We start from the raw sequence: 24475 nt of genomic DNA, 5'->3' as shown, positions 1-24475 counted from the left end.
GTGGCCTGTGTATTTTCGCAAGAATTTTCACCCCTGCGCGTCAGTTCGCCGCGGCGGGTCGCAGCTTCTTCACTTCCTCGTCCGAAGGCTGATAGTCCTTGCCATCGGCATAGCGGTATTTGACCAGCACGCCGCGTTTGAGCTTGTCGTCATAAGCCGTCTTGCCCACATAGGCGCCCATGGTGGACTGGTGATCCTGGGCGCGGTAGGTGATGCGGCCAAAAGGCGTGGCCACTTCCAGGCCCTTGAAGGCGGCAATCAGCTTTTCGGTATCGGGGTCGCCACCGGTCTTGCGCAGACCCGCAGCAATCGACTGGATGGCGTTGTAGCCCACGATGGTGCCCAGGCGCGGATAGTCCTTGAATCGGGCCTGATAGGCCTTGAGGAAGGCGGCATGCTCGGGCGTGTTGATGGAGTACCAGGGATAGCCGGTCACCGTCCAGCCCTCGGGGGCTTCCTTCTTGAGCGGGTCCAGGTATTCGGGCTCGGCCGTCAGCAGACCCACCACTTCGCGGCCCTTGAACAGGCCGCGGGTATTGCCTTCGCGCACAAACTTGCCCAGATCGGTGGCAAACAGCACGTTGAAGACCGCATCGGGCTTGGCGTCGGCCAAGGCCTGTACCACGGAGCCGGCATCGATCTTGCCCAGCGCCGGCGCCTGCTCGGCCACAAATTCGATATCGGGCTGCTTTTCCTTCATCAGCTTCTTGAAGGTGGCGACGGCCGACTGTCCGTATTCGTAGTTGGGATAGACGATGGCCCAGCGCTTTTTCTTGAGCTTGAGTGCTTCCTCCACCAGCATGGCGGTCTGCATATAGGTGGAGCCGCGCAGACGGAAGGTGTAGTGATTGCCGTTGGCCCAGACGATTTTGTCGGTCAGCGGCTCGGACGCCAGGAAGAAACGTTTTTTCTGGTTGGCGTAGTCCGTCAGCGCCAGACCCACATGCGAGAGAAAGCTGCCGGTGAGCACGTCGATCTTTTCGCGGCTGTAGAGCTCTTCGGCGGCGCGCACGGCATCGCCAGGCGTGGCGTTGTCGTCACGAACTACCAGTTGCAGCTTTTTGCCCGCCACGCCGCCGGCGGCGTTGACCTGCTCCACCGCCAATTCCATGCCTTTTTTATAGGGTTCCAGAAAGGCCGGCTGGGCCTTGTAACTATTGATTTCGCCAATCTTGATCACGCCCTGCGCGGCGGCAGATTGCCAGGCAGGAAGAGCGGCCAGAGCGAATGCCGGAGTCATCCAGCGCATGTGAAAACCCATCGTCATTCTCCTTATCACTATTCAGTATCAAGACATTGGCGAGCAATGTACCCGTTTAAGACCATATTGCCGGACAATATGTAGCTAGTCCCGCTTGGCAACCGGCAGCTACCGCGTCAGCCACCGCTTGTGTGCTGGCGCTCCGCCACCGCCCGCCCCCAGGCGAATGCCGGGCATTTTCTCTGCAGGTCCGCCCTGCTCCAAAGTCTTTTTTTGTCAGACGATCATGAGTGCTTTTCTTGAAGAACGCGTGCTGTCCGTCCATCACTGGACTGACCGTCTTTTTTCCTTCACAACGACACGCGACACCTCGCTGCGTTTCTCCAACGGTCACTTCACCATGATTGGCCTGAAGGTGGACGGCAAGAACTTGCTGCGCGCCTACTCGATTGCCAGCCCCAATTACGAAGAGCACCTGGAGTTTCTGTCCATCAAGGTGCCCGACGGCCCGTTGACCTCCAAGCTGCAGAACATCAAGGTGGGCGACACCATCATCGTGGGCAAAAAACCCACCGGTACGCTGCTCATCGACTATCTGCTGCCCGGCAAGAATCTGTACATGATCGGCACCGGCACCGGTCTGGCACCCTGGCTCTCCGTCGCCCGCGACCCCGAGACCTATGAGCGCTTCGAGAAGGTCGTGATCGTGCATGGCGTGCGCCATATCAACGAGCTGGCCTATCAGGAGCTGCTGGAAAAAGAGCTGCCCGAGCACGAGCTGCTGGGCGACATCATCAAGGACAAGCTGGTGTACTACCCCACGGTGACGCGCGAACCCTTCCGCAACCATGGCCGTATCTCCACCCAGATCAACAACGGCACCTTCCCGCAAAACATCGGTCTGCCCGATCTCAACCCCGAGACCGATCGCGTGATGCTCTGCGGCAGCCCCGCCATGCTGGCCGAACTCAAGGAGTTGCTGGAACACCGCGGCTTCAAGGAAGGCAACACCACCACGCCTGGCGACTTTGTCGTTGAACGCGCGTTTGTGGAAAAGTAAAGCGCCAGGCTGAGCACAGCCTCGGCCCGGCCCTGACAAAAGCCACGCTCGCCCCTCTTGTTCGCAAGAGTGGCGACGTGGCTTTTTAAATATTCTCGCCAGCGGTCTTGGGCAAGGTTTGGGGGTCGACAGTTGACGGTGCACCGGCCTGCGAGGCAAAAGGCCGCCTGAACCTCAGCCCGGCCTTGCTGCAGGCCTTGGCCGTGGCGGCCGAGAACAGCAAGATGGCCGAGGTGAAGTAAAACCACATCAGCACCACCACCAGCGAGCCCGCCGCGCCATAGGCCGAAACCACAGCTGCGGTGGACAGATACCAGGCCAGCCCCTGCTTGCCCAGGGTGAACAGCACAGCACCCGTCATGGCTCCCATGAGCAGATAGCGCATGGACGGCTTGATGCCGGCGCCCATGCGCATCAAGCCCAGAAACAGCAGCACCGAGATACCCAGGGACACCAATTCATTGACCAAGCCCAGCAGCGGGCCCATGGGCACCAGTTGAAGCTCATCGCTGGCCCATTTGGTGACCATCTGGATGGCCGTTGACAGCAGCATGGACACCAGCAGCAAAAAGCCCAGGCCGGCCACATAACTGAGCCCCCGCAAACGCGATACCGCCATGCTCCACCAGGCAGCGCGGGTCTGGGGCACAGGTTCCTCGCCCATGGACCACAACTTGTCCAGCGAGGCCTGCAGCTCCACAAACACGCCGGTCGCCCCCGAGAGCATCATCACCAGACCCAGCACCGAGGCCAGAGTACCCTCACCCGAATTCTGGGCGCTAGACAGCGCGCCTTGAATCACCTGTGCCGCGCGCTCGCCCACCACGGCCTGCACCTGACTGATCAGCGTGTTCTCCACATAGCTGCGATCCAGCCACCAGCCCAGCAAGCCCACCACCGCCAGCAACAGCGGCGCCAGACTCAGAATGCCGTAGAAAGACATCGCCGCGCTCATGCGCAGACCGTCGGCCTGCAGCCACAGCTGTACGGCGTCTATCAGGGGTTGAACAGGTCGACTCCAGCGCTCGAGTCGCTGCTTCCATAAAGAAACTTGCAGTGCCATGCGGCATTGTGTCGTCATTCACCGACATTGGCCTGTCAGTCCACGCCGACGCTGAAATTGCAGGCAGTCCAGATGGCGGCTTCGGCTCTCTGGAAACGCCTCTCAGGTCACGGGCGCGGGGTTGAACAGCACCAGCGCGTTATGCAACTTCCACTGCTCGGCCCAGGTCTTTTTTCTCCCGCTGGCCACATCCAGCATCAGTCTGAACATTTCCCAGCCTATGTCCTCTATCGTGGCTTCGCCGTCGGCAATGCGTCCGGCGTTGACATCCATCAGGTCATGCCAGCGCCGCGCAAGGTCGCTGCGCGTGGCGACCTTGATCACCGGCACCTGGGCCAGGCCGTAAGGCGTGCCACGGCCCGTGGTGAAGACATGCAGATTCATACCAGCCGCCAGTTGCAGCGTGCCGCAGATAAAGTCGCTGGCCGGAGTGGCTGCGTAGACCAGACCGCGTGTTATGCCGCGATCCGCCAACCGCTGACCCGGCGACAGCACGCCCGTGATGGGGGCGGTACCGCTCTTGATGATGGAGCCCATGGCCTTCTCGACGATGTTGGAGAGACCGCCTTTTTTGTTGCCCGGCGTGGTGTTGGCACTGCGATCCACCTTGCCCTTGTCCAGGTAAGCGTCGTACCAGGCCATTTCCGCGATCATGGCCTCGGCCACTTCGGGGCTGGAGGCGCGCGAGGTGAGCTGATCTATGCCGTCGCGCACCTCGGTCACTTCGCTAAACATCACGGTGGCACCGGCGCGCACCAGCAGGTCGGTGCAAAAGCCCACGGCCGGGTTGGCCGTAACGCCGCTGAAGGCATCGCTGCCACCGCACTGCACGCCCACGACCAGTGCACTGGCGTGTACGGTTTCGCGTCGGCGCGCGTTGAGCCGCTCCAGATGGACTTTGGCCCGCTGCATGATGGAGTCGATCATGGACATAAAGCCCACATGGGCCTCGTCCTGCAGAAAAACCACATCCAGCGCGGACTCACGCTCATCGACGATGGGAAAGCTACCCGGCGGCAGCAGCCGCTCGGGTTGCAGCTTTTCGCAGCCCAGGCTGACCACCATGACCTCACCACCGAAGTTCGGGTTGTGGCTGATGTTGCGCAGCGTGCGCTGCGGAATCTCGGCGCCCACGGCATCAATCGCCACGCCACAGCCATAGCTGTGCTCCAGTCCGACCACGTCATCGACATTCGGATAGCGCGGCAGCAACTCGGCCTTGATGCGACCCACCGCAAAATCCAGCACTCCGGCCACGCATTGCACCGTGGTGGTAATGGCCAGGATGTTGCGCGTGCCCACCGTGCCGTCGGCATTGCGATAGCCTTCGAAGGTATAGCCTTCCAGCGGCTCCAGCGCGGGCGGCTTGACCGTGGCAATGGGCAAGCCTTCCAGCGAAAGCGCACCGGGCATTTTGAGCAGGCGTTCATGCACCCAGCTGCCGGCCGCAATCGATTGCAGCGCATAACCTATGACCACGTTATAGCGGCGCACCGCTCCGCCTTCGGGAATGTCTTCCAGCGCCACCTTGTGCGCCTGCGGCACCTTGTCGACCAGCACCAGGCCGCCGGGCAGCACGGTGCCGGCCGGCAGGCCGCCGTCGTTGGCAATGATGGCCACGTTGTCGGCCGGATGCATGCTGATGGAAAGTGGGGCTGGGGTACTCATGGCAATCTCATCTCAATTTTCTATTTCGCAACCTTGGGCCGCATCAGCCCGGCAACTGGCAAAGCCCCCGCAACTGACGCTGGCCCAAACCAGAGACACTGAGGAAGGGCCTAGGCGGCCCCGCACCGAGGGTGTCGTCTCCCTCCGCGAAGCGAGAGAGGGCGCCGTGCAACGGGGGAAGCGGCGCAGCCGCTCAGGGGGTCAATCCGCTTTTATTCCAGCCGCCTTGATCACCTTGGCCCACTTGGCCACTTCGGCCTTCTGGTAATCGGCCAACTCGGCGGGCGTCATATGGGAAGGCAGCATGCCAAAGTTCTTGAGGCGAGCCTGGACTTCGGGTGTGGCGACGATTTTCATGATCTCGGCATGTAGTCGGTCCACGATGGGCTTGGGTGTGCCTGCGGGCGCGAACACCGCCTGCCACGATCCCATGTCAAAGCCCTTCTCACCCGCTTCGGCAATGGTCGGCACATCGGGCAGCGACTCCAGGCGCTTGGAACTGGTCACAGCAATGGGGCGCAGCTTGCCAGACTGTATATGCGGGCCGACGACCAGGGCGGTGTCGAACATCATGTCCACCTGGCCGCCCATCACATCCTGAACCGCCGGGCCGCTGCCCTTGTAGGGCACATGGGTGAACTTCACGCCGCTCTGGTAGGCCAGCAATTCCAGCGCCATATGGTTGGAGGTGCCGTTGCCAGGCGAAGCCGAAGTCAGACCACCGGCAGCCGCCTTGGCCTTGCTGCCGGCCAGCACGTCGGCCAGCGTCTTGTAGGAGCTGGCGGCCGGTACCACCAACACCAGCGGCCCGGAACCCAGCATGGCGACCGGTGTAAAGGATTTGACGGGGTCATAGTCCAGCTTGGAATACAGGCTCACATTGATGGCATGCGAGCTGATGGTGCCGCCCAGAATGGTGTAGCCGTCGGCCGGCGCACGGGCAGCTTGGGCCGAGCCCACGCTACCGCCAGCACCGCCCTTGTTTTCGATGATCACGGGCGTGCCAAGCGCCTTGCTCAGCGGCTGGGCAATCACGCGTGCCAGGGTGTCGGTATTGCCGCCGGGAGGAAACGGCACCAGATAAGTAATGGCTTTGCCGGTGGGCCAGTTGCCCTGTGCCAGGGCGGGCGCGGCCAGTTGGGATGCGCCGAGCAGCAGGAAGCTGGCGGCGAGAGTGCATTGGATTAAAGTGCGGCGTTGCATGGTGCGTGTCTCCGGTTGGGCGATAGCGTCTTCTTGCGCTGTGGATTGGGGGTTCAAAAACGGGGTTGATGGCCGGTGAAGCCAGGGTCGTACTTGCGCATTTGCCCCAGGTCGTCCCGGTTGCGAATGCCACAGCGCAGATAGTTGCCATGCAGGCGGGCCAGCGCCTCGCGGTCCAGCGTCACGCCCAGGCCCGGTGTGGTGGGCACGCGCAGGCTGCCCTGCTCGAACTGCAGACGACCGCCTGCGACGACCTCTTCGTCCTGCCAGGGGTAGTGGGTGTCGCAGGCATAGGTCAGCAGCGGCACGCTGGCGCAAAGGTGGGTCATGGCCACCAGGCTCACGCCCAGGTGGGAGTTGCTGTGCATGGACAGGCCCAAATCGAAAGTGCGGCACAGTGTGGACAGGCGCTGGGTGGCACGCAGGCCGCCCCAGTAGTGGTGGTCGCTGAGCACAATCTTCACCGGGCAGCCCATGTCGGCATTGCGGCGGAACTCGGCAAAGTCCGTCACCACCATATTCGTGGCCAGAGGCACCTCACACTCGCGCGCCACAGCCGCCATGCCGTCCAGACCGGGGGCCGGATCTTCGTAGTACTCCAGCACGCCGCGCAGCTGCTGCACGATCTTGAGACTGGTTTCCACCGTCCAGTTGCCATTGGGGTCTATGCGCAACGGCAGACCCGGAAAAGCCTCGGCCAGGGCCAGAATGCCTGCGGCCTCTTGCTCGGGCGGCAGCGTACCGGCCTTGAGCTTGATGCTCTGAAAACCGTACTGCGAGATCATGCGGCGCGCCTGCTCCACCAGTTGCTGCGGCGCCAGTGCCTCGCCCCAGGCGTCCGGCGCATAAGGCTTGTCGATGTGTTCGGCGTATTTGTAAAACAGATAGGCCGAAAACGGCACGCGGTCGCGCGCTGCGCCGCCCAGCAGATCCACGATGGGCGCCTGGGCCATCTGACCTTGCAGGTCCAGCATGGCGACTTCAAAGGCGCTGACCACCTTGGCCACGGTCTTGGACACATGGGTGCCCGGTGCCAGCGAAACCTGCTGGCCCAGAAACTCCGAAGCCGTCAGCTGGGGCGGCGTCACCAGGGCCGCAACACGCACTTCCATTTCGTTGAGCGCCCAGGGTGACAGTCCGATCAATGACGGTGCCACCTTGGCCAGCGCCTCCAGCATGGGCTGGTCGCCATAGCTTTCATTGATGCCCACCAGACCCGATGCGGTCTCGATTTCGATGATGGAGCGCAGCGCCCAGGGCTCGTGGATGCCGGCCGCATTGAGCAGCGGCGGATCACGGAAAGCAATAGGTGTGATGCGGATGTGGCGGATCGCGTGAGAGGTGCTCATTTTGGACGGGCAGCGGCGGTAGTGAAATCAGGGTGGCTGGGTGAAGCCACGGAGCTTGAGTACAGAGGTCTTGTGGTATGTTGTCGTACAACTAAAAACTATTATCATCAGAGCCATGAGCACCCAGACATCGGAATTACCCCAATCCACTGCATTTTTATTGCCGACGGAGGGGTCTGCGCTGCGCAGCAAGACCAGCCGAGGCAGTCGCAGCCTGGCCAATCTGTTGTCTGAAGAGTTCGAGCAAAAGATTCGACAAGGCCTGCTCAATGAAGGCGACAAGCTGCCTACCGAATCCGAGCTGGTTCGCAGCTACGACGTCAGCCGCACCGTGGTGCGTGAAGCCTTGTCCAAGCTGCAAGCCGGCGGTCTGGTGGAAACACGGCATGGCATAGGCACTTTTGTGCTGCCGGCACCGGTACGCCAGAGCCCCGTGCTCAACGCCCATGAATTGAGTGAATCGGTGGATGTGCTGGCCGTGCTGGAGCTGCGCATCAGCCTGGAGACCGAAGCCGCCGGCCTGGCCGCACAGCGCCGCCAAGCCCCACATCTGCAGGCCATGCGCGAGGCACTGCAGGCCTTCGAGCACAACTTTGCGCTCGGGCACGAGACCGTCAGCCACGACCTAGCCTTTCACCTGTGCATTGCGCAGGCCACGGGCAATCGCTACTTCCAGGAAATCCTCCAGCATTTCGGCACGCTGCTGATTCCGCGCAACCGCATCACCTCCATCCATACGCCGGCCCGCGACCCCGATTACCTGCGCCGCGTCAATCGCGAGCACGAGGAAATCTATGCCGCTATTGAGCGCCAGGACGCAGACTCTGCCCGGGCCGCCATGCGCATTCACTTGACCAATTCGCGCGAGCGCCTGCGCCTGGCACAACGTCTGAGTCAGTCTCAGGAATCAGGTCCAGCGGCTTAATCACCGCCCCATCCGCGTTTTCCCCTAGCAAGAAGGTATTGGGTTCTGAGATCTCTAGTTGTATGATGACAGACAACAACCAGGAGACAATCTCATCATGCTTTGCCGCTCCCGATTTCTGTGTTCCGCGCTGGCGCTTGCCGCCAGCAGCCTGTTTTCCCCTCAGCTGCTGGCAGCCGAAGCCTGGCCTTCCAAGCCGATTCGCCTGGTTGTTCCCTACCCCCCCGGCGGCAGTTCCGACATCATTGCCCGTGCCATAGGCCAGCAGCTTTCGCAAGAGTTCAAGCAACCCGTGGTGATCGAAAACAAGCCCGGTGCCAACGGCAATCTGGGCGCAGAGTTTGTCGCCCGCGCACCGGCTGACGGCTACACCTGGCTGCTCTGCGATCTGGGCGCGCTGGCCATCTCGCCTTCGGTCTATACCAAGCTCAGCTTCGATCCATCCAAGGCCTTGCGCGGGGCAGCCATGCTGGCTTACTCGCCCCATATGCTGGTGGTTCATCCCTCCGTGAAGGCCAACAATCTCAAGGAGCTGGTGGAACTGTCCAAGAAGCAGGATCTGAACTTCGCCGTGACGGCCAATGGCAGCGCCCCCCATCTGGCAGGCGTGGAGCTGGCCCGACTGACGGGAGCGAAATGGGTTTACGTGCCTTACAAGGGCGGCGTGCAATCGGTACAGGACACCGTCGCCGGCCAGACCCAGGTGCTGATGAACGGCATGTTGGCCACCTACCCCCATGTACAAAGCGGCAAGCTCAAGCTGCTGGGTATCTCCAAGAGCAGCCGCATGCCCTTGATCTCCGATGTGCCCACGCTGGCCGAGCAAGGCGCCCAGGGCTTTGATTCCGGCACCTGGCAAGGCGTGGTGCTGCCGGCCAAGACACCCGAAGCCGTCATTCAGCGCGTGAACCAGGCCCTGCTGGCCTCCATCCGCTCGCCCGAAGTGCGCTCGCGCCTCACGGCCCAAGGCGCCGAGGTGGTGACGATGACGCCCACCGAAACCGACAAGTTCTTCAACGCCGAGCGTGCCCGCTGGCGCACCGTGGTGCAAACCGCCAATTTGCAGCTGGACTGAAGTTCAGCACCTTTTCTGCTCTCTTCTTTCAAAGGATTACCATGACCCCCCAAGACCTCAAAGACGTGATGAGTTCCGGCCTGCTGTCCTTCCCCGTGACGGACTTCGACAGCAACGGTAACTTCAATGCCAAGGGCTATGCCGCCCGCCTGGAATGGCTGGCCCCCTACGGTGCCAGTGCCCTGTTCGCCGCTGGCGGCACGGGCGAGTACTTCTCGCTGTACGGCGATGAATACGGCCAGATCATCAAGACCGCCGTGGACACCTGCCGCGGCAAGGTGCCCATCATTGCCGGCGCCGGCGGCCCCACCCGCACTGCCATCGCCCACGCCCAGGAAGCCGAGCGCCTGGGTGCCCACGGCATCCTGCTGCTGCCCCACTACCTGACAGAAGCCGGCCAGGAAGGCCTGATCGCCCACGTGGAGCAGGTCTGCAAGAGCGTGAAATTCGGCGTCATCGTCTACAACCGCGACCGCACCCGCTTCACGCCCGAATCCCTGGCCATCCTGGCCGAGCGCTGCCCCAACCTGGTGGGCTTCAAGGACGGCATGGGCAACATCGAAACCATGTCCTCCATCTTTATGAAGATGGGCGACCGCTTCGCCTATCTGGGCGGCCTGCCCACGGCCGAGATCTATGCCGCCGCCTACAAGGCGCTGGGCACACCCGTGTACTCCTCGGCCGTCTTCAACTTCATTCCCAAGACGGCAATGGATTTCTACGAAGCCGTGCGCACCGACGACATGGCCACGCAGCACAAGCTGCTCAAGGATTTCTTCATGCCTTACCTGAAGATCCGCAACCGCGTAGAAGGCTACGGCGTCAGCATCATCAAGGCCGGCGCCAAGCTGGTAGGCCACGATGCCGGCCCCGTGCGCGCTCCGCTGACGGACCTCAAGCCTTCCGAGATGGAAGAGCTCAAGGCCTTGATCGACAAGCTCGGCCCCCAATAAGCCTGGCACCGGCAGGTGCCAGCACCTGCCGCCCCAAGGAGACAAACGCATGAAAAAAACATGGATCACTCTGGGCGCAGCGCTCGCCCTCACCACCCAGCTAGCGCCCATGGCCCAGGCGGCCGGGAGCTTTCCTGAAAAAGCCGTCAACATCATCGTGCCATTCCCGGCCGGCGGCTCTACCGACACCGTGGCGCGAGCCGTGGCCCTGAGCATGGCCGAGCAGCTGGGCAAGCCCTTTGTCGTGGAAAACCGCCCTGGTGCCACCGGCACCATCGGTGCGGGAGCCGTCAAGCGCGCGGCGGCCGACGGCTATACCCTGCTTGTCGCGTCGCTGGGCCCGTACGTCGTCACGCCCCATCTGGTCAAGAGCGTCCCCTACGACGCTGCCAAGGACTTCGACTACATCACCATTCCCGTGCAGGCGCCCAATGTGCTGGTGGCCAGCCCCAAGCAAAAGGTCCGCAGCGTGAGCGAAGTCATCGCCGCACTCAAGGCCAATCCCGGAAAAATCAGTTTTGCCAGTTCGGGCAACGGTTCTTCCGATCATCTGTCGGCCGAACTGTTCTGGCAGCAAACCGGCACCGAAGCCATGCACGTGCCCTACAAGGGTGGCGCACCGGCCATCACCGACCTGCTGGGCGGCCAGGTGGATTTCTCGTTCCAGAACGTCAATGCCGTGCTGTCCCACCTGCGCAGCGGCAAGCTGCACGCGATTGCCGTGACCGGCACGCAGCGCTCGCCCGTGCTGCCTGACGTGCCCACGCTGGCAGAGTCAGGCGTCAAAGGCGCGGAAGTCTATTCCTGGCAAGGCATGGCGGCCCCCAAAGGCTTGCCCGCCGATGTGAAGGCCAAGCTGGCCAAGGCCGCCATCGCCGCCGTGCAGCAGCCCGACATCCGCAAGCGCTTTGTGGAGCAGGGTCTGGAAATCGTAGGCAACACGCCCGAAGAGTTCACACGCTTTCAGACCCAGGAAAACGAACGCTGGAAGCAACTGATCCAGACCCGAAAAATCACTGCCGACTGAAGCCTTTTCGCCGCCGCTGGCGGCCCATGCACCCACAACACCGATAACGGAGACAACGCATGCGAAACCCTTCCCGCCGATTGCTGATCACACTGGCCTTGGCCGGCCTGTCTTGCGCTGCCAGCGCACAGTCCGGCAAACCCCTGACCCTGGTCATCCCCTTCTCACCCGGGGGCGGCAGTGACACCAGTGCCCGCCTGCTCAGTCAGACCCTAGGTACCCGCTTGGGTCAGACCGTGGTCATAGAGAACAAACCCGGTGCCGCCGGTGTCATCGGCGCCGACCAAGTGGCCCGTGCTCCAGCCGATGGCAACACCTTGCTGCTGGGCAATATCGGCACCCAGTCCATCAATCCCATCCTCTACAAAAAGCTGCCTTACGACGCCAAGACAGCTTTCGCCCCGGTCAGCCTGATTGCCGAACTGCCCCAGGTGCTGCTGGTACACCCCAGCGTGCAGGCCAAGGATGTGCCCGGACTCATCGCACTGCTCAAGGCCCAGCCCGGCAAACTCAGCTACAGCACCTCGGGTGCTGGCGGCTCCATGCACCTAGCCGCCGAGATGTTCAAAAGCGCCACCCGTACCGAGATCCAGCACGTACCTTACCGCGGCGGCGGACCGGCCATTGCAGACCTGCTGGCCGGCCATGTTCAGATGTCGTTTGCCACCGTGCTGGAAAGCATGGGTCACATCAAGTCGGGCAAGCTGCGCGCTGTGGCCGTGACCGGCGACAAGCGCGTTGCGGCTCTGCCCGATGTACCCACGGTTGCCGAGACCGTACCAGGCTTCAAGTCCATCTCCTGGGTCGGTGTGCTGGCCCCAGCCAAGACTCCGCAAGCCACCATAGACCGCCTGGCTGCGGCCATCCGCGACACCGTCGCCCAGCCCGAGATTGCCAGCAAGCTCAACGAGCAGGGTGCTGTCGCCAAGACCACGACGCCGGCACAGTTCGCCGCGCTGATCCAGGCCGACTACAACACCTACGCCCAGCTCATCACAGAAAAGGGGATCACGGCCGAATAAGCTGTACGCCCCTGACGGCACGCTGCGGCGGGCCGCTTCCACTTCCAGGGGGCCTTGGCCCCCGCCATTGACTGACAAGGATTTCCCGGCATGGCGACCACCCGACCACGCGTTCTCCAATACGGCAAGATGCCGCTGCCCCAGCTTGACGCCGACTTGGCTCAGGCCTACGAGGTAAGCATCCTCTCCGAGCAGCCCGACCCTGAACACTTTCTGGCCGAGCATGGTGCTCAGTTCGAATATCTGGTCACTTCGGCGGCCATGGGCTTGCCGGCGCGCGTGATCCAAGCTTTGCCCAAGCTCAAGTTTGTGAGCAGCTTTGGCGTAGGCTTTGATGCCCTGGATCGCGAAGCCCTGCAAGACAAGGGCGTGCGTGTGGGCTATACCCCCGGCGTGCTTGACGACTGTGTGGCCGATATGGCTTTTGCCCTGCTGCTGGACTCCACACGCGGCCTCAGCGAATCCGACCGTTTTGTGCGTCGCGGCGACTGGAGCAAAGGCCGCTTCGGCATCCGCACTCGCGCCAGCGGCAAGCGCCTGGGCATCTTCGGCATGGGCCGCATCGGCAGCACCGTGGCGCGCCGTGCAGCGGGCTTCGACATGGAAGTGGGCTACCACAACCGCCGCCCCATCGAGGGCTCGCCCCATCACTACCTGCCCTCGCTGCTGGAGCTGGCACGCTGGTCTGATTTTCTGATCATCACGGCCGCCGGCGGCGACAGCACCCAACATCTGGTCAGCACCGAAGTGCTTGACGCTCTGGGCCCGCAAGGCTTTCTGATCAATGTGGCCCGCGGCAGCGTGGTGGACGAAGCCGCCTTGGTGACCGCTCTGCAGCAGCAGCGCATTGCCGGCGCCGGCCTGGATGTGTTCGAGGACGAGCCCCGCCCCAAGCCCGAACTGCTCGCGCTGGACAACGTGGTGCTGGCACCCCACATCGCCAGCGGAACCCATGAAACCCGCCGCGCCATGGCCGACCTGGTGCTGCACAACCTGCAGCAATACATCGCCACGGGGCGCCCCGCGGCCGAAGTGCCTTGGTCAGCCGCGCAGTGATCACCGTCTATTCCTTCCGAGTCTGTTGAACGAGCACTCCATGTCCACTACCCCGACCATCACCGAGATTGAAGTCATCCCCGTCGCCGGCCGCGACGGCATGCTGATGAACCTCAGCGGCGCACACGCGCCCTACTTCACCCGCAACATCGTGCTGATTCACGACAGCAGCGGCCACACCGGTGTTGGCGAGGTGCCAGGTGGCGAAAGCATTCGCCAGGCTCTGGAAGACAGCAAAAGCGTGCTGATCGGCCAGTCCATCGGTCAGCATCTGCAACTGCTGCAGCGCGTGCAAAAGCATCTGGAAGGCCGCGACACCGGCGGCCGCGGCTTGCAGACCTTTGACCTGCGCATTGGCGTGCATGCGGTCACGGCCGTGGAATCGGCCCTGCTGGACCTGCTGGGCCAGCACCTGGGCGTGCCCGTGGCGGCCTTGCTGGGAGAAGGCCAGCAGCGCGACCGCGTGGAAATGCTGGGTTATCTCTTCTTTGTCGGCCCGTCGGACAAGACCCGCCTGCCCTATGTCAAACCCGGTGAAGACCAGCTGGGCAACGACAGCTGGACCCAGGTGCGCCATATGGAAGCCATGACGCCCGAGGCCATCGTGCGCCAGGCCGAAGCCGCTTACGAACGCTACGGCTTCAACGACTTCAAGCTCAAGGGCGGCGTGCTGGCCGGCGAGCAGGAAATCGAAGCCGTTACAGCCCTGGCCAAGCGCTTTCCCGAGGCCCGTGTCACGCTCGACCCCAACGGCGGCTGGCTGCTCAAGGACGCCATCCGCCTGATGCGCGACATGCACGGCGTGCTGGCCTATGCCGAAGATCCTTGCGGTGCCGAAGGCGGTTTCTCGGGTCGCGAAGTCATGGCGGAATTTCGCCGTTCCACCGGCCTGCCCACGGCCACCAATATGGTCGCCACCGACTGGCGCCAAATGGTGCACGCGCTGTCGCTGCAGTCGGTGGACATTCCGCTGGCCGACCCGCATTTCTGGACCATGGCCGGCTCCGTGCGCGTAGGCCAGACCTGCCGCGACTGGGGTCTGACCTGGGGTTCGCACTCCAACAACCACTTCGACATTTCGCTGGCCATGTTCACCCATGTGGCCGCTGCCGTGCCCGGCAAGGTCACGGCCATTGATACGCACTGGATCTGGCAGGACGGCCAGTACCTCACACAGAACCCGCTGCAGATCAAGGGCGGCTTTGTGGAAGTACCCAAAACGCCAGGCCTGGGCGTGAGCGTGGACCGCGCCGCCTTGCAGCGCGCCAACGCCCTGTACCTGGAGCACGGCCTGGGTGCCCGCGACGACGCCATCGCCATGCAATACCTGATCCCCGACTGGAAGTTCGACAACAAGCGGCCTTGCATGGTGCGCTGAACGCCGTCTGCCCCCGCACTTCGCCCGGAAAACGCCATGAGAAATGCCATGAATCGCCGCAAGCTTCTGAGCACCGCAGGTGCCTCCGCACTAGGTGTCTGGAGCGCCGCTGCAGGGGCGCAGTCTTTCAGCTTTTTGCCAAACCAGCGCTACCCGGATCCAGCCGTTTTTCTGCTGGACCCCAGCTTTGCCAAATACCGCATCTACAGCAGCACCGTGGAGCAGTTGGGCTCCGGCATGCGCTGGGCCGAAGGCCCGGCCTATTTCCCAGAAACCGGTACGCTGATCCTCAGTGACATTCCAAACAACCGGCTCATGAAATATGAGGAAAAAACCGGTATGTTTTCAGTGCACAAGGAAGGCGTGAACTACACCAACGGCAACACCCGGGATCGCCAGGGACGCCTGGTCAGCTGCGAGCATTCGGTGACACGCCGCGTGGTGCGTACCGAGCGCGATGGCCGCATGACGGTGCTTGCTGACAGCTATCAGGGCAAGCGCCTGAATGCGCCCAATGACGTGGTGGTGAAGTCGGACGACAGCATCTGGTTCAGCGACCCCCTGTTCGGTATCAACGGCGAATGGGAGGGCACGCGCGCCACGTCCGAGCAGGCCACCACCAATGTTTACCGCATTGGCAAAGACGGCCAGATCACCGCCGTGGTGACCGATATCGTCAACCCCAACGGGTTGGCGTTTTCCCCCGACGAGAAGAAGCTCTATGTGATCGAGTGGAAGGGCACGCCCAACCGCAGCCTCTGGAGTTTCGATGTCTCGCCCGACGGCAGTACCTTGTCAAACAAAACCAAGCTCATCGACGCCGAGGGCGCCGGTGCGCTGGATGGCTTTCGCGTGGACCGCGACGGCAATCTCTGGTGCGGCTGGGGCTTTAGCGGCGCCTTCAGCCCTGAGACCACCGACATCGGCGGCGGCATGCGAGCCCATTTGCCGCTGGGCAAATCCGCCGATATGGACGGCGTCAAAGTTTTCAACTCCCAGGGTAAGCCGATTGGCTTTATCCGCCTGCCCGAACGCTGCGCCAACCTCACGTTTGGCGGCCCTAAAAACAACCGCCTCTACATGGCCAGCAGCCATTCGCTGTACGCGCTCTATGTCGAAGCACATGGCGCCGTGTAAGCGCTTTTCCCATTTTTCTTCAGGACACCAGACATGACGATGCACAACAACCTCATCAACGGCCAATGGGTAGCAGGCAAAAGCTACGCCCCCAACCTCAACCCCAGTGATCTGTCCGATGTCATCGGCGAATACGCCCAGGGCGATGCCAGTGATGTGGAAGCGGCCGTGGCCGCTGCCACGGCCGCTTTCCCGGCCTGGTCGGTCAGCGGCATCCAGGCGCGTTCCGACGCCCTGGACAAGATCGGCTCCGAGATTCTGGCCCGCAAGGAAGAGCTGGGCGATCTGCTGGCCCACGAGGAAGGCAAAACCCGCGCCGAAGGCATTGGCGAAGTGGCCCGTGCCGGCCAGATCTTCAAGTTCTTTGCCGGTGAATGCCTGCGTCTGAGCGGCGAGACCGTACCTTCGGTGCGCCCCGGCATTGGCGTGGAGATCACCCGCGAGCCCATCGGGGTGGTCGGCCTGATTACGCCCTGGAACTTCCCCATCGCCATTCCGGCCTGGAAGATCGCCCCGGCCCTGGCCTTCGGCAACTGCGTGGTCTTGAAGCCCGCCGATCTGGTGCCCGGCAGCGCCTGGGCCCTGGCCGACATCATCCACCGCAGCGGCATCCCCGCCGGTGTCTTCAACCTGGTCATGGGCCGTGGCCGCGTGATCGGCGAAGCCCTGGTGCAACACCCAGGCATTGCCGCCATCAGCTTCACCGGCTCGGTAGGCGTAGGCCGAGGCATTGCGGCGGCTTGCGTGGCATCAGGCAAGAAGGTGCAGCTGGAAATGGGCGGCAAGAACCCGCAAGTGGTGCTGGACGATGCCGACCTGAACCAGGCCGTGGAGCTGTCCGCGCAAAGCTGCTTTTACTCCACCGGCCAGCGCTGCACGGCGTCCAGCCGCCTGATCGTCACCGACAAGATCTATCCGGCCTTTGTCGAAGCGTTGCAAGAGCGCATGGCAAAAATCAAGGTCGGCGATGCACGCGCTGCGGGCACCGACATCGGCCCCGTGGTCAGCCAGGCCCAGCTGGAGCAAGACCTTTCCTATGTGGAAATTGCCAAGGCCGAAGGCGCCCGGCTCGCCTCGGGTGGCGGCCGCGTGGCCTGCCACACCGGCAGCGGCAAGGAGGGCTTTTTCATGCAGCCTGCGCTCTTGGTGGACACCGAAGCCGGCATGCGCATCAACCGCGAAGAAGTCTTCGGCCCCGTGGCCAGCGTGATCCGCGTCAGCGGCTACGAGGAGGCACTGGCCGTGGCCAACGACACCGAGTTCGGCCTGTCCGCCGGCCTTGCCACCACCAGCCTCAAATACGCCACCCACTTCAAGCGCCACAGCCAGGCAGGCATGGTGATGGTCAACCTGCCCACGGCGGGTGTGGACTATCACGTGCCGTTTGGCGGCCGCAAGGGTTCGAGCTACGGCCCACGTGAGCAGGGCCGCTATGCCCAGGAGTTCTACACCACCGTGAAGACGGCCTATACCCTGGCCTGATTCAACAAAGTTGCAGCTTCTCTTTTGCCGGGCCTAGAGCCCGGCTTTTTTAAGCCCGAGCGTGAAAGCGGTAATCAGGCAAACCTCTATTGCTTGGGATTCCGTTTGGGCTCGGCCGCCGCCTCAGTTGGGCGATGCAGCAGCTCCAGAAAACGCTGCGCAGCACGGCTGATGGGACGGTCCTTGCGCACCAGGCTGCCATACGCCTCCAATTTGCGTCGCATCCGGTAGGGAAGGATATGCAACATGCCATGTGCGGCATTGATTTCAGCCACCGTCTGCGGAATCACACCCACCATATCGGAGCTGCGGATCAGATTCATCGTGGTCAGTATGGAACCCGTCTCGATCAGCCCTCTTGGCAAGGGAATGCAGTTCTCTCTGAACTCCTGCTCAATCAAGGCTCGCATAGGGCTGCCCGGAGGCTGCAGCACCCAGCCATAGGCCTGCAGGGCTTGAAAGGTGATCGGCTGCCCCCTCAGTAGCGGATGCTCATTGCCGACGATGACTGCCAGACTCTCATCATCGATCACACGGAAGCTGCAATCTTCTCCTGCCTCCGTCGTCATGCGCCCCAGTACCACCTCCAGCACGCCTTCCTGCAGCTGAGCCAGCAAGCGGTCACTGGTATCTACCGCTACCTCCACCTCCAGCAGCGGCAGCTCCTTCTTGAGCTCCAGCAAAGCCTGGGTCAGTCGCCCCGGCGACGCGGCCATGATGCTGCCGATCACCAGACGCCCGGCACTTCCATGGCGCAGTTCACCCAACTCGCGGTTCAGCGCTTCGATGTTGCCGCGCAGCGAGCGAAAGTAGGCCAACACCCGCTCGCCGGCCTCATTGCGTTGCAAGCGGCGCCCCACCCGCTCAAACAAGGGCTGCCCCAGCGCATCCTCCAGCTCATGCAGCATTTTGGTGGCCGCAGGCTGCGTCAACCCCAGCTCGGCCGCAGCGGCGCGCAGCGTCTGCCGCTCCTCAATCGCCAGCATCAAAGCCACCTGACGCATGCGCAAGCGGTTCAGAAGCTGAGGCGTGTTGTTCTGCTTGTCTATTGAACCCATGGTTTTGTTTTCTGATTCCTTCAGGTTATCGATTTATCAATAACTTTCAATTTACGTATATCAGAGCTCTCCCTAGGATCGGGGGCGATGAGATAAGAAACACCGGAGACAACCATGCATAGACGCCATCTGCTTTCTGCCGCCTTGTGCGGTACCGTCCTGCTTTCCTGGCAGGCCCATGCCCAAGACGCCAGTAACTGGCCCACCAAGCCCGTGCGCATGCTGGTGGGCTCGGCCCCGGGCGGCGGTACCGATGCCATGGCCCGCGCCGTGGCAGACCGGCTGGCACCCCTGCTCAAGCAACCTGTGGTGGTGGAAAACCGCCCCGGTGTCTCCAACACCATGGCCGTGGATGTCACGGCCAAATCCACCGACGGCCACACCATGGTGATGGGCGTGGTAACCGCTCACGCCATCGCTCCCCACTTGCTCAAGCTCGGCTATGACAACAACAAGGATCTGGTGCCGGTGGCCTTTGTCGGCTCCGTACCTAACGTACTGATCGTCGGCAACTCCGTCTCTGCCAACTCGGTGGCAGAGCTCATCAGCATGGCCAAGAAAAAGCCCAACCAGATCAACTTTGCCAGCAGCGGTACCGGCAGCACCCAACACATTGCCGCCGAAATGTTCAAAGATGCTGCGGGCATCAACATCACCCATGTGCCTTACAAAGGCAGCTCCGCAGCACTGGTCGATCTGGTCAGCGGCCAGGTGCAAATGAGTTTTGACACCATGCCCTCCGTCATCGGTCAGATCAAGGCGGGCAAGCTGCGGGCGCTGGCCGTCACCTCTCCCCAGCGCAATGCGCAGTTGCCCCAGGTTCCCACCATGGCCGAAGCGGGCCTGCCCAACGTGGAAATCAGCGCCTGGTATGGCATCTACATGCCGGCCTCCACGCCCAAGGCCGTGCAGCAAAAAGTGCATGACGAAGTCAACAAGGTCATCGCCATGCCCGAAACCAAAACCCGTCTGGAAGCCGTGGGCGCCGAACTGCGTCCCATGACCCAAGCGGACTTCGCCACCTACCATCTCGCCGAATACAAACGCTTCGGCGACATCATTCGCAAGAACAATATCAAGCTGGACTGAATCATGGCTACCGATTCTCTTCCCGTCGTCGCCCTCACCCTCGGAGATCCTGCGGGGATCGGGCCCGAACTCATCGCACGCTTGCTGGCAAAGCCCGAGGCCGCACAGCAAGCCAACCTGGTACTGATCGGTGACCCCTGGCTGTGGGAGCAAGGCCAGCGCATTGCCGGCGTACAGGTTGCCACCGTTCCCGCGCAGAATCTGGCCGAGGTGCGCCACCGCAGCAACGCCAATCTGCCTGCCTTCATCGCCATGGAGACGGTCTCGTCCACCGATGTGATGCAAGGTCAAGTCGGTGCTGTGGGCGGGAAGTCGGTGCTGCAGGTGCTCAATCGATGCATGGATGCGGCGCTGGTGGGCGACATCGATGCCATCTGCTTTGCCCCGTTGAACAAGCAAGCCATGAAGCTGGGCGGCCTGCGCCATGAGGATGAGTTGCATCACTTTGCCGAGTACCTGGGGGCACAAGGCTACTTCTGCGAATTCAACACCTTGGGCGATTTGTGGACCTCGCGCATCTCATCGCATGTGCCGCTCAAGGATGTCGCCAGCTATCTCAGTGTGGAGCGGATCACCCAGGCGGCCGAGCTGATCTACAAGGCCTTGCGTGCCAGCGGTTTTGCGGCACCCAAGGTCGCCATTGCGGGCTTCAATCCGCATAACGGCGATGGAGGCACCTGCGGTCGCGAGGAGATCGACATCATCGCCCCCGCCGTGCAGTCCTTGCAGGCTCGTGAATGGCCCAGCGAAGCACCGTTTCACGGTCCGTTTCCGGCCGACACCATCTTTCTGAAAGCCCTGGCCGGCGAGTACCAGGCCATCGTGACCATGTACCACGACCAAGGCCAGATCGCGATCAAGCTGCTGGGCTTTTCGCGCGGTGTCACGGTGCAGGGCGGTCTGCCCATTCCCATCACGACACCGGCCCACGGCACGGCCTACGACATTGCCGGCCAGGGCCGCGCCAATGTGGAGGCTACCTGGCAGGCGCTGCAGATTGCGGCCCGCATGGGCACCGCCCACCGCAGCAAACAACAGGCCACTGCCTGACCGACTCCCGCAGGTGGCTGCCGTCACCTGTCTTGTTCACGCTTTTTTGTAGAGGTCTTTATGAAGATCAAGTCTGTCCGCGCCCGTGTCTTCCAGTGGAAGGGCAAAACCGTTCCGCCCCAGGGCAACTTCTGCTCCAACGCCATGGATCTGATGTATTCCAACACCGAGTCCATGAGCACCTTCCGCTTTCATTCCTGGACGGTGGTGGAGATCGAAACCGATGACGGCATCGTCGGCATCGGCAATGTGGCGCTAGCACCGAAAATCGCCAAGGCCATCATCGACGAATACCTGGCGCCGCTGGTCATCGGTCAGGACCCCTGGGACTATGAATACCTGTGGCAACGCATGTATCGCGCCACCCATGCCTGGGGCCGCAAAGGCGTGACCATGGCGGCCATCTCGGCCATAGATCTGGCCATCTGGGACATTCTGGGCAAGAGCGTGAACAAGCCCGTGTTCAAACTGCTGGGCGGACGCACCAAGGAAAAAATTCCCTGCTACTACTCCAAGCTCTACCGCACCGACCTCAAGGAAATGCAGGACGAGGCACAGAAATTTCTGGACCAGGGCTTCACCGCTTTCAAGATGCGCTTCGGCTACGGCCCGGCCCATCTGCAGCACGGCGTGAAGGAGAACCTCAAGTCGGTCGAAGCCATCCGCGAAGTGATCGGCTACGACAACGACCTGATGCTGGAGTGCTACATGGGCTGGAACCTGGAATACGCCAAGCGCATGTTGCCCAAGCTCGCCAAGTTCGAGCCGCGCTGGCTGGAGGAGCCGGTGATTGCCGACGACATCGATGGCTACGCCGAACTGAACAATATGAACATCATCCCGATCTCGGGCGGCGAGCATGAATTCAGCCTTTACGGCTTCAAGCAACTGCTCGACAAGAAGGCGGTCAGCGTCGTGCAGTACGACACCAACCGCGTGGGCGGCATCACGGCCGCACACAAGATCAATGCCCTGTGCGAGGCCTATTCCGTGCCTGTCATTCCGCACGCCGGTCAGATGCACAACTACCACCTGACCATGAGCACGATTGCCTCGCCCATGGCCGAGTACTTTCCCATCTTCGACGTGGAAGTCGGCAACGAGCTGTTCTGGTACATCTTCGACGGCGAACCGATTGCCGACAACGGTTTCCTGCAACTGCGCGACGACGTGCCGGGTCTGGGCCTTTCGCTCAAGACCGAGTACCTCGACCAGTTCGACATCATCGAGTAAGGAGCCGCACCATGCCCGGACTTTCCAATCCCCGCTATCGCGGCATTTACCCCGTCGTTCCCACTACCTTCCACGAGGACGGCACGCTGGACCTGGTCAGCCAACGTCGCTGCGTGGACTTCATGATTGACTCCGGCGTTGACGGCCTGTGCATTCTGGCCAACTATTCCGAGCAGTTCCTGCTCGGAGATGAGGAGCGTGAAACCCTCACCCGCCTCGTGCTGGAGCATGTGGCGGGGCGCGTTCCGGTGATCGTCACCACCACCCACACCAGCACTGCCATCTGCGCCGCACGCAGCCGCCGTGCGCAGGATATGGGTGCGGCCATGGTGATGGTGATGCCGCCCTATCACGGTGCCACCTTCCGATTCGGTGAACCGCAGATACAGGCCTTCTACCAGGGCGTATCAGATGCCATCGACATTCCCATCATGATCCAGGATGCTCCGGCCGCCGGCACGCCGCTGCCACCCGCCTTTCTGGCCAAAATGGCCAAAGAGATAGAGCAGGTCAGCTACTTCAAGATGGAAACCGCCGGTGCAGCCAACAAGCTGCGCGAGCTGATTGCCCTGGGCGGCGAAGCCATCGAAGGTCCATGGGACGGCGAAGAAGGCATCACCTTGCTGGCCGACCTGGAGGCCGGCGCCACGGGCGCCATGACCGGCGGCGGTTTTGCCGACGGCATTCGCCCCATCATCGAAGCCCACCGCAACGGCGACAAGGACAAGGCTTTCGAGCAATACCAGCGCTGGCTGCCATTGATCAATCACGAAAACCGTCAGGCCGGATTTCTGGCCGCCAAAGCGCTGATGAAAGAAGGTAGCGTGATTGCTTGCGAAGCACCGCGTGCACCCTGGCCTGCACTGCACCCCGAGGTGCGCCGACAACTCATCGCCATTGCGCGCCGACTCGACCCTCTGGTTCTGCGCTGGGCGCGTTAAAAGGGCTGTGATGTCTCGTTTTGACAATCTGATTGCCGGCCAATGGACGGCTGGCACAAGCTACGCCCCCAACCTCAACCCCAGTGATCTGTCCGATGTCATCGGCGAATACGCCCAGGGAGATGCCAGTGATGTGGAAGCGGCCGTGGCCGCTGCCACGGCCGCCTTCCCGGCATGGTCCACATCGGGCATCCAGGCCCGCTTCGACGCCCTGGACAAGATCGGCTCCGAGATCTTGGCCCGCAAGGAAGAGCTGGGCGATCTGCTGGCCCGCGAGGAAGGCAAAACCCGCGCCGAAGGCATTGGCGAAGTGGCCCGTGCCGGCCAGATCTTCAAGTTCTTTGCCGGCGAATGCCTGCGCCTGAGCGGCGAGACCGTACCTTCGGTGCGCCCCGGCATTGGCGTGGAGATCACCCGCGAGCCCATCGGGGTGGTCGGCCTGATTACGCCCTGGAACTTCCCCATCGCCATTCCGGCCTGGAAGATCGCCCCGGCCCTGGCCTTCGGCAACTGCGTGGTCTTGAAGCCCGCCGATCTGGTTCCCGGCAGCGCCTGGGCCCTGGCCGACATCATCCACCGCAGCGGCATCCCCGCCGGTGTCTTCAACCTGGTCATGGGCCGTGGCCGTGTGATCGGCGAAGCCCTGGTACAGCACCCTGGCATTGCCGCCATCAGCTTCACCGGCTCGGTAGGCGTGGGCCGTGGCATTGCGGCGGCTTGCGTGGCATCGGGCAAGAAGGTGCAGCTGGAAATGGGCGGCAAGAACCCGCAAGTGGTACTGGACGATGCCGACCTGAACCAGGCCGTGGAGCTGTCCGCACAAAGCTGCTTTTACTCCACCGGCCAGCGCTGCACGGCGTCCAGCCGCCTGATCGTCACCGACAAGATCTATCCGGCCTTTGTCGAAGCGCTGCAGGCCCGCATGGCAAAAATCAAGGTCGGCGATGCGCGTGCTGCAGGCACCGACATCGGCCCCGTGGTCAGCCAGGCCCAGCTGGAGCAAGACCTCAGCTATGTAGAAATCGCCAAGGCCGAAGGTGCCCGCCTGGCGGCTGGCGGCTCCCGTGTGGCCTGCCACACCGGCAGCGGCAAGGAGGGCTTTTTCATGCAGCCTGCTCTCTTGGTGGACACCGAAGCCGGCATGCGCATCAACCGCGAAGAAGTCTTCGGCCCCGTGGCCAGCGTGATCCGCGTCAGCGGCTACGAGGAGGCACTGGCCGTGGCCAACGACACCGAGTTCGGCCTGTCGGCCGGCATTGCCACCACCAGCCTCAAATACGCCACCCACTTCAAACGCCACAGCCAGGCCGGCATGGTGATGGTCAACCTGCCCACGGCTGGCGTGGACTATCACGTTCCGTTTGGCGGTCGCAAGGGTTCGAGCTATGGGCCGCGTGAGCAGGGGCGCTATGCCCAGGAGTTCTACACCACGGTGAAGACGGCCTACACCCTGGCCTGAGGCTTGCACCATGCAAAAAGGCACAGCCTCCTGGCTTGGAGGCCGT

21 protein-coding genes are annotated in these 24475 nt (G+C 62.5%); 15 read left to right on the top strand and 6 right to left on the bottom strand.

Annotated elements, in window-relative coordinates; all coding sequences use genetic code 11:
- Window positions 1-40: 40 nt before the first annotated feature.
- Window positions 41-1240 (bottom strand): ABC transporter substrate-binding protein, encoded by a 1200-nt coding sequence (locus EAO39_RS01795; protein ID WP_120970578.1) that lies wholly within the window; start codon window positions 1238-1240, stop codon window positions 41-43.
- A 247-nt stretch (window positions 1241-1487) separates the two neighbouring features.
- Between EAO39_RS01795 and EAO39_RS01790 the strand changes: the two genes are divergently transcribed.
- Complete coding sequence (locus EAO39_RS01790; RefSeq protein ID WP_120970576.1) at window positions 1488-2261, top strand: ferredoxin--NADP reductase; 774 nt, start codon at window positions 1488-1490, stop codon at window positions 2259-2261.
- Between the two features lie 85 nt (window positions 2262-2346).
- Here the strand turns inward: EAO39_RS01790 and EAO39_RS01785 are convergent, their stop codons facing one another.
- From EAO39_RS01785 to EAO39_RS01765, 4 genes are all read right to left on the bottom strand, one after another.
- Complete coding sequence (locus EAO39_RS01785; protein ID WP_120970574.1) at window positions 2347-3324, bottom strand: YihY/virulence factor BrkB family protein; 978 nt, start codon at window positions 3322-3324, stop codon at window positions 2347-2349.
- A gap of 102 nt (window positions 3325-3426) precedes the next feature.
- Window positions 3427-4992 carry a galactarate dehydratase gene (gene garD, locus EAO39_RS01780; RefSeq protein ID WP_120965678.1) on the bottom strand — a complete coding sequence of 522 codons (1566 nt, stop codon included), beginning with the start codon at window positions 4990-4992 and terminating at the stop codon, window positions 3427-3429.
- A 201-nt stretch (window positions 4993-5193) separates the two neighbouring features.
- Window positions 5194-6195, bottom strand: coding sequence for a tripartite tricarboxylate transporter substrate binding protein (locus EAO39_RS01770; protein ID WP_120965675.1), 1002 nt, complete (start codon window positions 6193-6195; stop codon window positions 5194-5196).
- Window positions 6196-6248: 53 nt separating this feature from the next.
- Window positions 6249-7544, bottom strand: a complete 1296-nt coding sequence (locus tag EAO39_RS01765) for a glucarate dehydratase family protein (RefSeq protein WP_120965673.1) — start codon at window positions 7542-7544, stop codon at window positions 6249-6251.
- Window positions 7545-7704: 160 nt separating this feature from the next.
- Here EAO39_RS01765 and EAO39_RS01760 point away from each other — a divergent pair, with 160 nt between their 5' ends.
- The 9 genes from EAO39_RS01760 to EAO39_RS01720 all read left to right on the top strand — a co-directional run bounded on the left by EAO39_RS01760 (window position 7705) and on the right by EAO39_RS01720 (window position 17599).
- Window positions 7705-8469 (top strand): FadR/GntR family transcriptional regulator, encoded by a 765-nt coding sequence (locus EAO39_RS01760; protein WP_120965671.1) that lies wholly within the window; start codon window positions 7705-7707, stop codon window positions 8467-8469.
- A 97-nt stretch (window positions 8470-8566) separates the two neighbouring features.
- The gene (locus EAO39_RS01755; RefSeq protein ID WP_120965669.1) at window positions 8567-9544 is read left to right on the top strand and encodes a tripartite tricarboxylate transporter substrate binding protein; all 978 of its coding nucleotides are present in this window, start codon (window positions 8567-8569) and stop codon (window positions 9542-9544) included.
- Between the two features lie 41 nt (window positions 9545-9585).
- Window positions 9586-10497, top strand: coding sequence for a 5-dehydro-4-deoxyglucarate dehydratase (gene kdgD / locus EAO39_RS01750; RefSeq protein ID WP_120965667.1), 912 nt, complete (start codon window positions 9586-9588; stop codon window positions 10495-10497).
- A gap of 49 nt (window positions 10498-10546) precedes the next feature.
- Window positions 10547-11524 carry a tripartite tricarboxylate transporter substrate binding protein gene (locus tag EAO39_RS01745; RefSeq protein ID WP_120965665.1) on the top strand — a complete coding sequence of 326 codons (978 nt, stop codon included), beginning with the start codon at window positions 10547-10549 and terminating at the stop codon, window positions 11522-11524.
- Between the two features lie 59 nt (window positions 11525-11583).
- Window positions 11584-12546: a tripartite tricarboxylate transporter substrate binding protein gene (locus tag EAO39_RS01740; protein ID WP_205589334.1), complete on the top strand. Its 963-nt coding sequence runs from the start codon at window positions 11584-11586 to the stop codon at window positions 12544-12546.
- A gap of 90 nt (window positions 12547-12636) precedes the next feature.
- Window positions 12637-13602, top strand: coding sequence for a 2-hydroxyacid dehydrogenase (locus EAO39_RS01735; protein ID WP_120965661.1), 966 nt, complete (start codon window positions 12637-12639; stop codon window positions 13600-13602).
- A 40-nt stretch (window positions 13603-13642) separates the two neighbouring features.
- Window positions 13643-14980, top strand: coding sequence for an enolase C-terminal domain-like protein (locus tag EAO39_RS01730; protein ID WP_120965659.1), 1338 nt, complete (start codon window positions 13643-13645; stop codon window positions 14978-14980).
- 48 nt (window positions 14981-15028) lie between these two features.
- Window positions 15029-16117 (top strand): SMP-30/gluconolactonase/LRE family protein, encoded by a 1089-nt coding sequence (locus EAO39_RS01725; RefSeq protein WP_120965658.1) that lies wholly within the window; start codon window positions 15029-15031, stop codon window positions 16115-16117.
- 33 nt (window positions 16118-16150) lie between these two features.
- Window positions 16151-17599 (top strand): aldehyde dehydrogenase family protein, encoded by a 1449-nt coding sequence (locus EAO39_RS01720; protein ID WP_120965656.1) that lies wholly within the window; start codon window positions 16151-16153, stop codon window positions 17597-17599.
- Window positions 17600-17685: 86 nt separating this feature from the next.
- Here EAO39_RS01720 and EAO39_RS01715 read toward each other — a convergent pair whose 3' ends face one another.
- The gene (locus tag EAO39_RS01715; RefSeq protein WP_120965654.1) at window positions 17686-18657 is read right to left on the bottom strand and encodes a LysR family transcriptional regulator; all 972 of its coding nucleotides are present in this window, start codon (window positions 18655-18657) and stop codon (window positions 17686-17688) included.
- 114 nt (window positions 18658-18771) lie between these two features.
- On the opposite strand from EAO39_RS01715, the gene EAO39_RS01710 reads away from it, so the two are divergent.
- From EAO39_RS01710 to EAO39_RS01690, 5 genes are read left to right on the top strand one after another with little or no spacing between them, the layout of a single operon-like run.
- The gene (locus EAO39_RS01710; RefSeq protein WP_120965652.1) at window positions 18772-19746 is read left to right on the top strand and encodes a tripartite tricarboxylate transporter substrate binding protein; all 975 of its coding nucleotides are present in this window, start codon (window positions 18772-18774) and stop codon (window positions 19744-19746) included.
- A 3-nt stretch (window positions 19747-19749) separates the two neighbouring features.
- The gene (locus EAO39_RS01705; RefSeq protein ID WP_120965650.1) at window positions 19750-20796 is read left to right on the top strand and encodes a 4-hydroxythreonine-4-phosphate dehydrogenase PdxA; all 1047 of its coding nucleotides are present in this window, start codon (window positions 19750-19752) and stop codon (window positions 20794-20796) included.
- A gap of 60 nt (window positions 20797-20856) precedes the next feature.
- Entirely contained in the window at window positions 20857-22029 is a 1173-nt protein-coding gene (locus EAO39_RS01700; RefSeq protein WP_120965649.1) for an L-rhamnonate dehydratase, read from the top strand.
- An 11-nt stretch (window positions 22030-22040) separates the two neighbouring features.
- Window positions 22041-22970 carry a dihydrodipicolinate synthase family protein gene (locus EAO39_RS01695; protein WP_120965647.1) on the top strand — a complete coding sequence of 310 codons (930 nt, stop codon included), beginning with the start codon at window positions 22041-22043 and terminating at the stop codon, window positions 22968-22970.
- Window positions 22971-22980: 10 nt separating this feature from the next.
- A complete protein-coding gene (locus tag EAO39_RS01690; protein WP_120965645.1) occupies window positions 22981-24429 on the top strand; it encodes an aldehyde dehydrogenase family protein in 1449 nt (482 codons plus the stop codon).
- The last annotated feature ends 46 nt before the right edge of the window (window positions 24430-24475 follow it).

Origin of the sequence: Comamonas sp. lk (assembly GCF_900564145.1) — a bacterium.
Lineage (GTDB): Bacteria > Pseudomonadota > Gammaproteobacteria > Burkholderiales > Burkholderiaceae_C > Comamonas.
Note: the sequence above shows the minus strand (reverse complement) of the source record. Positions and strands in the feature narration are given on the sequence as shown.

Coding starts and splice junctions, on each gene's coding strand:
- EAO39_RS01745 (WP_120965665.1), top strand. CDS start 10,547: ATGAAAAAAACATGGATCACTCTGGGCGCAGCGCTCGCCCTCACCACC.
- EAO39_RS01715 (WP_120965654.1), bottom strand. CDS start 18,657: ATGGGTTCAATAGACAAGCAGAACAACACGCCTCAGCTTCTGAACCGC.
- EAO39_RS01690 (WP_120965645.1), top strand. CDS start 22,981: ATGTCTCGTTTTGACAATCTGATTGCCGGCCAATGGACGGCTGGCACA.
- EAO39_RS01790 (WP_120970576.1), top strand. CDS start 1,488: ATGAGTGCTTTTCTTGAAGAACGCGTGCTGTCCGTCCATCACTGGACT.
- EAO39_RS01765 (WP_120965673.1), bottom strand. CDS start 7,544: ATGAGCACCTCTCACGCGATCCGCCACATCCGCATCACACCTATTGCT.
- EAO39_RS01785 (WP_120970574.1), bottom strand. CDS start 3,324: ATGGCACTGCAAGTTTCTTTATGGAAGCAGCGACTCGAGCGCTGGAGT.
- EAO39_RS01795 (WP_120970578.1), bottom strand. CDS start 1,240: ATGACTCCGGCATTCGCTCTGGCCGCTCTTCCTGCCTGGCAATCTGCC.
- kdgD (WP_120965667.1), top strand. CDS start 9,586: ATGACCCCCCAAGACCTCAAAGACGTGATGAGTTCCGGCCTGCTGTCC.
- EAO39_RS01740 (WP_205589334.1), top strand. CDS start 11,584: ATGCGAAACCCTTCCCGCCGATTGCTGATCACACTGGCCTTGGCCGGC.
- EAO39_RS01700 (WP_120965649.1), top strand. CDS start 20,857: ATGAAGATCAAGTCTGTCCGCGCCCGTGTCTTCCAGTGGAAGGGCAAA.
- EAO39_RS01705 (WP_120965650.1), top strand. CDS start 19,750: ATGGCTACCGATTCTCTTCCCGTCGTCGCCCTCACCCTCGGAGATCCT.
- EAO39_RS01755 (WP_120965669.1), top strand. CDS start 8,567: ATGCTTTGCCGCTCCCGATTTCTGTGTTCCGCGCTGGCGCTTGCCGCC.
- EAO39_RS01695 (WP_120965647.1), top strand. CDS start 22,041: ATGCCCGGACTTTCCAATCCCCGCTATCGCGGCATTTACCCCGTCGTT.
- EAO39_RS01720 (WP_120965656.1), top strand. CDS start 16,151: ATGACGATGCACAACAACCTCATCAACGGCCAATGGGTAGCAGGCAAA.
- EAO39_RS01730 (WP_120965659.1), top strand. CDS start 13,643: ATGTCCACTACCCCGACCATCACCGAGATTGAAGTCATCCCCGTCGCC.
- garD (WP_120965678.1), bottom strand. CDS start 4,992: ATGAGTACCCCAGCCCCACTTTCCATCAGCATGCATCCGGCCGACAAC.
- EAO39_RS01725 (WP_120965658.1), top strand. CDS start 15,029: ATGAATCGCCGCAAGCTTCTGAGCACCGCAGGTGCCTCCGCACTAGGT.
- EAO39_RS01710 (WP_120965652.1), top strand. CDS start 18,772: ATGCATAGACGCCATCTGCTTTCTGCCGCCTTGTGCGGTACCGTCCTG.
- EAO39_RS01735 (WP_120965661.1), top strand. CDS start 12,637: ATGGCGACCACCCGACCACGCGTTCTCCAATACGGCAAGATGCCGCTG.
- EAO39_RS01770 (WP_120965675.1), bottom strand. CDS start 6,195: ATGCAACGCCGCACTTTAATCCAATGCACTCTCGCCGCCAGCTTCCTG.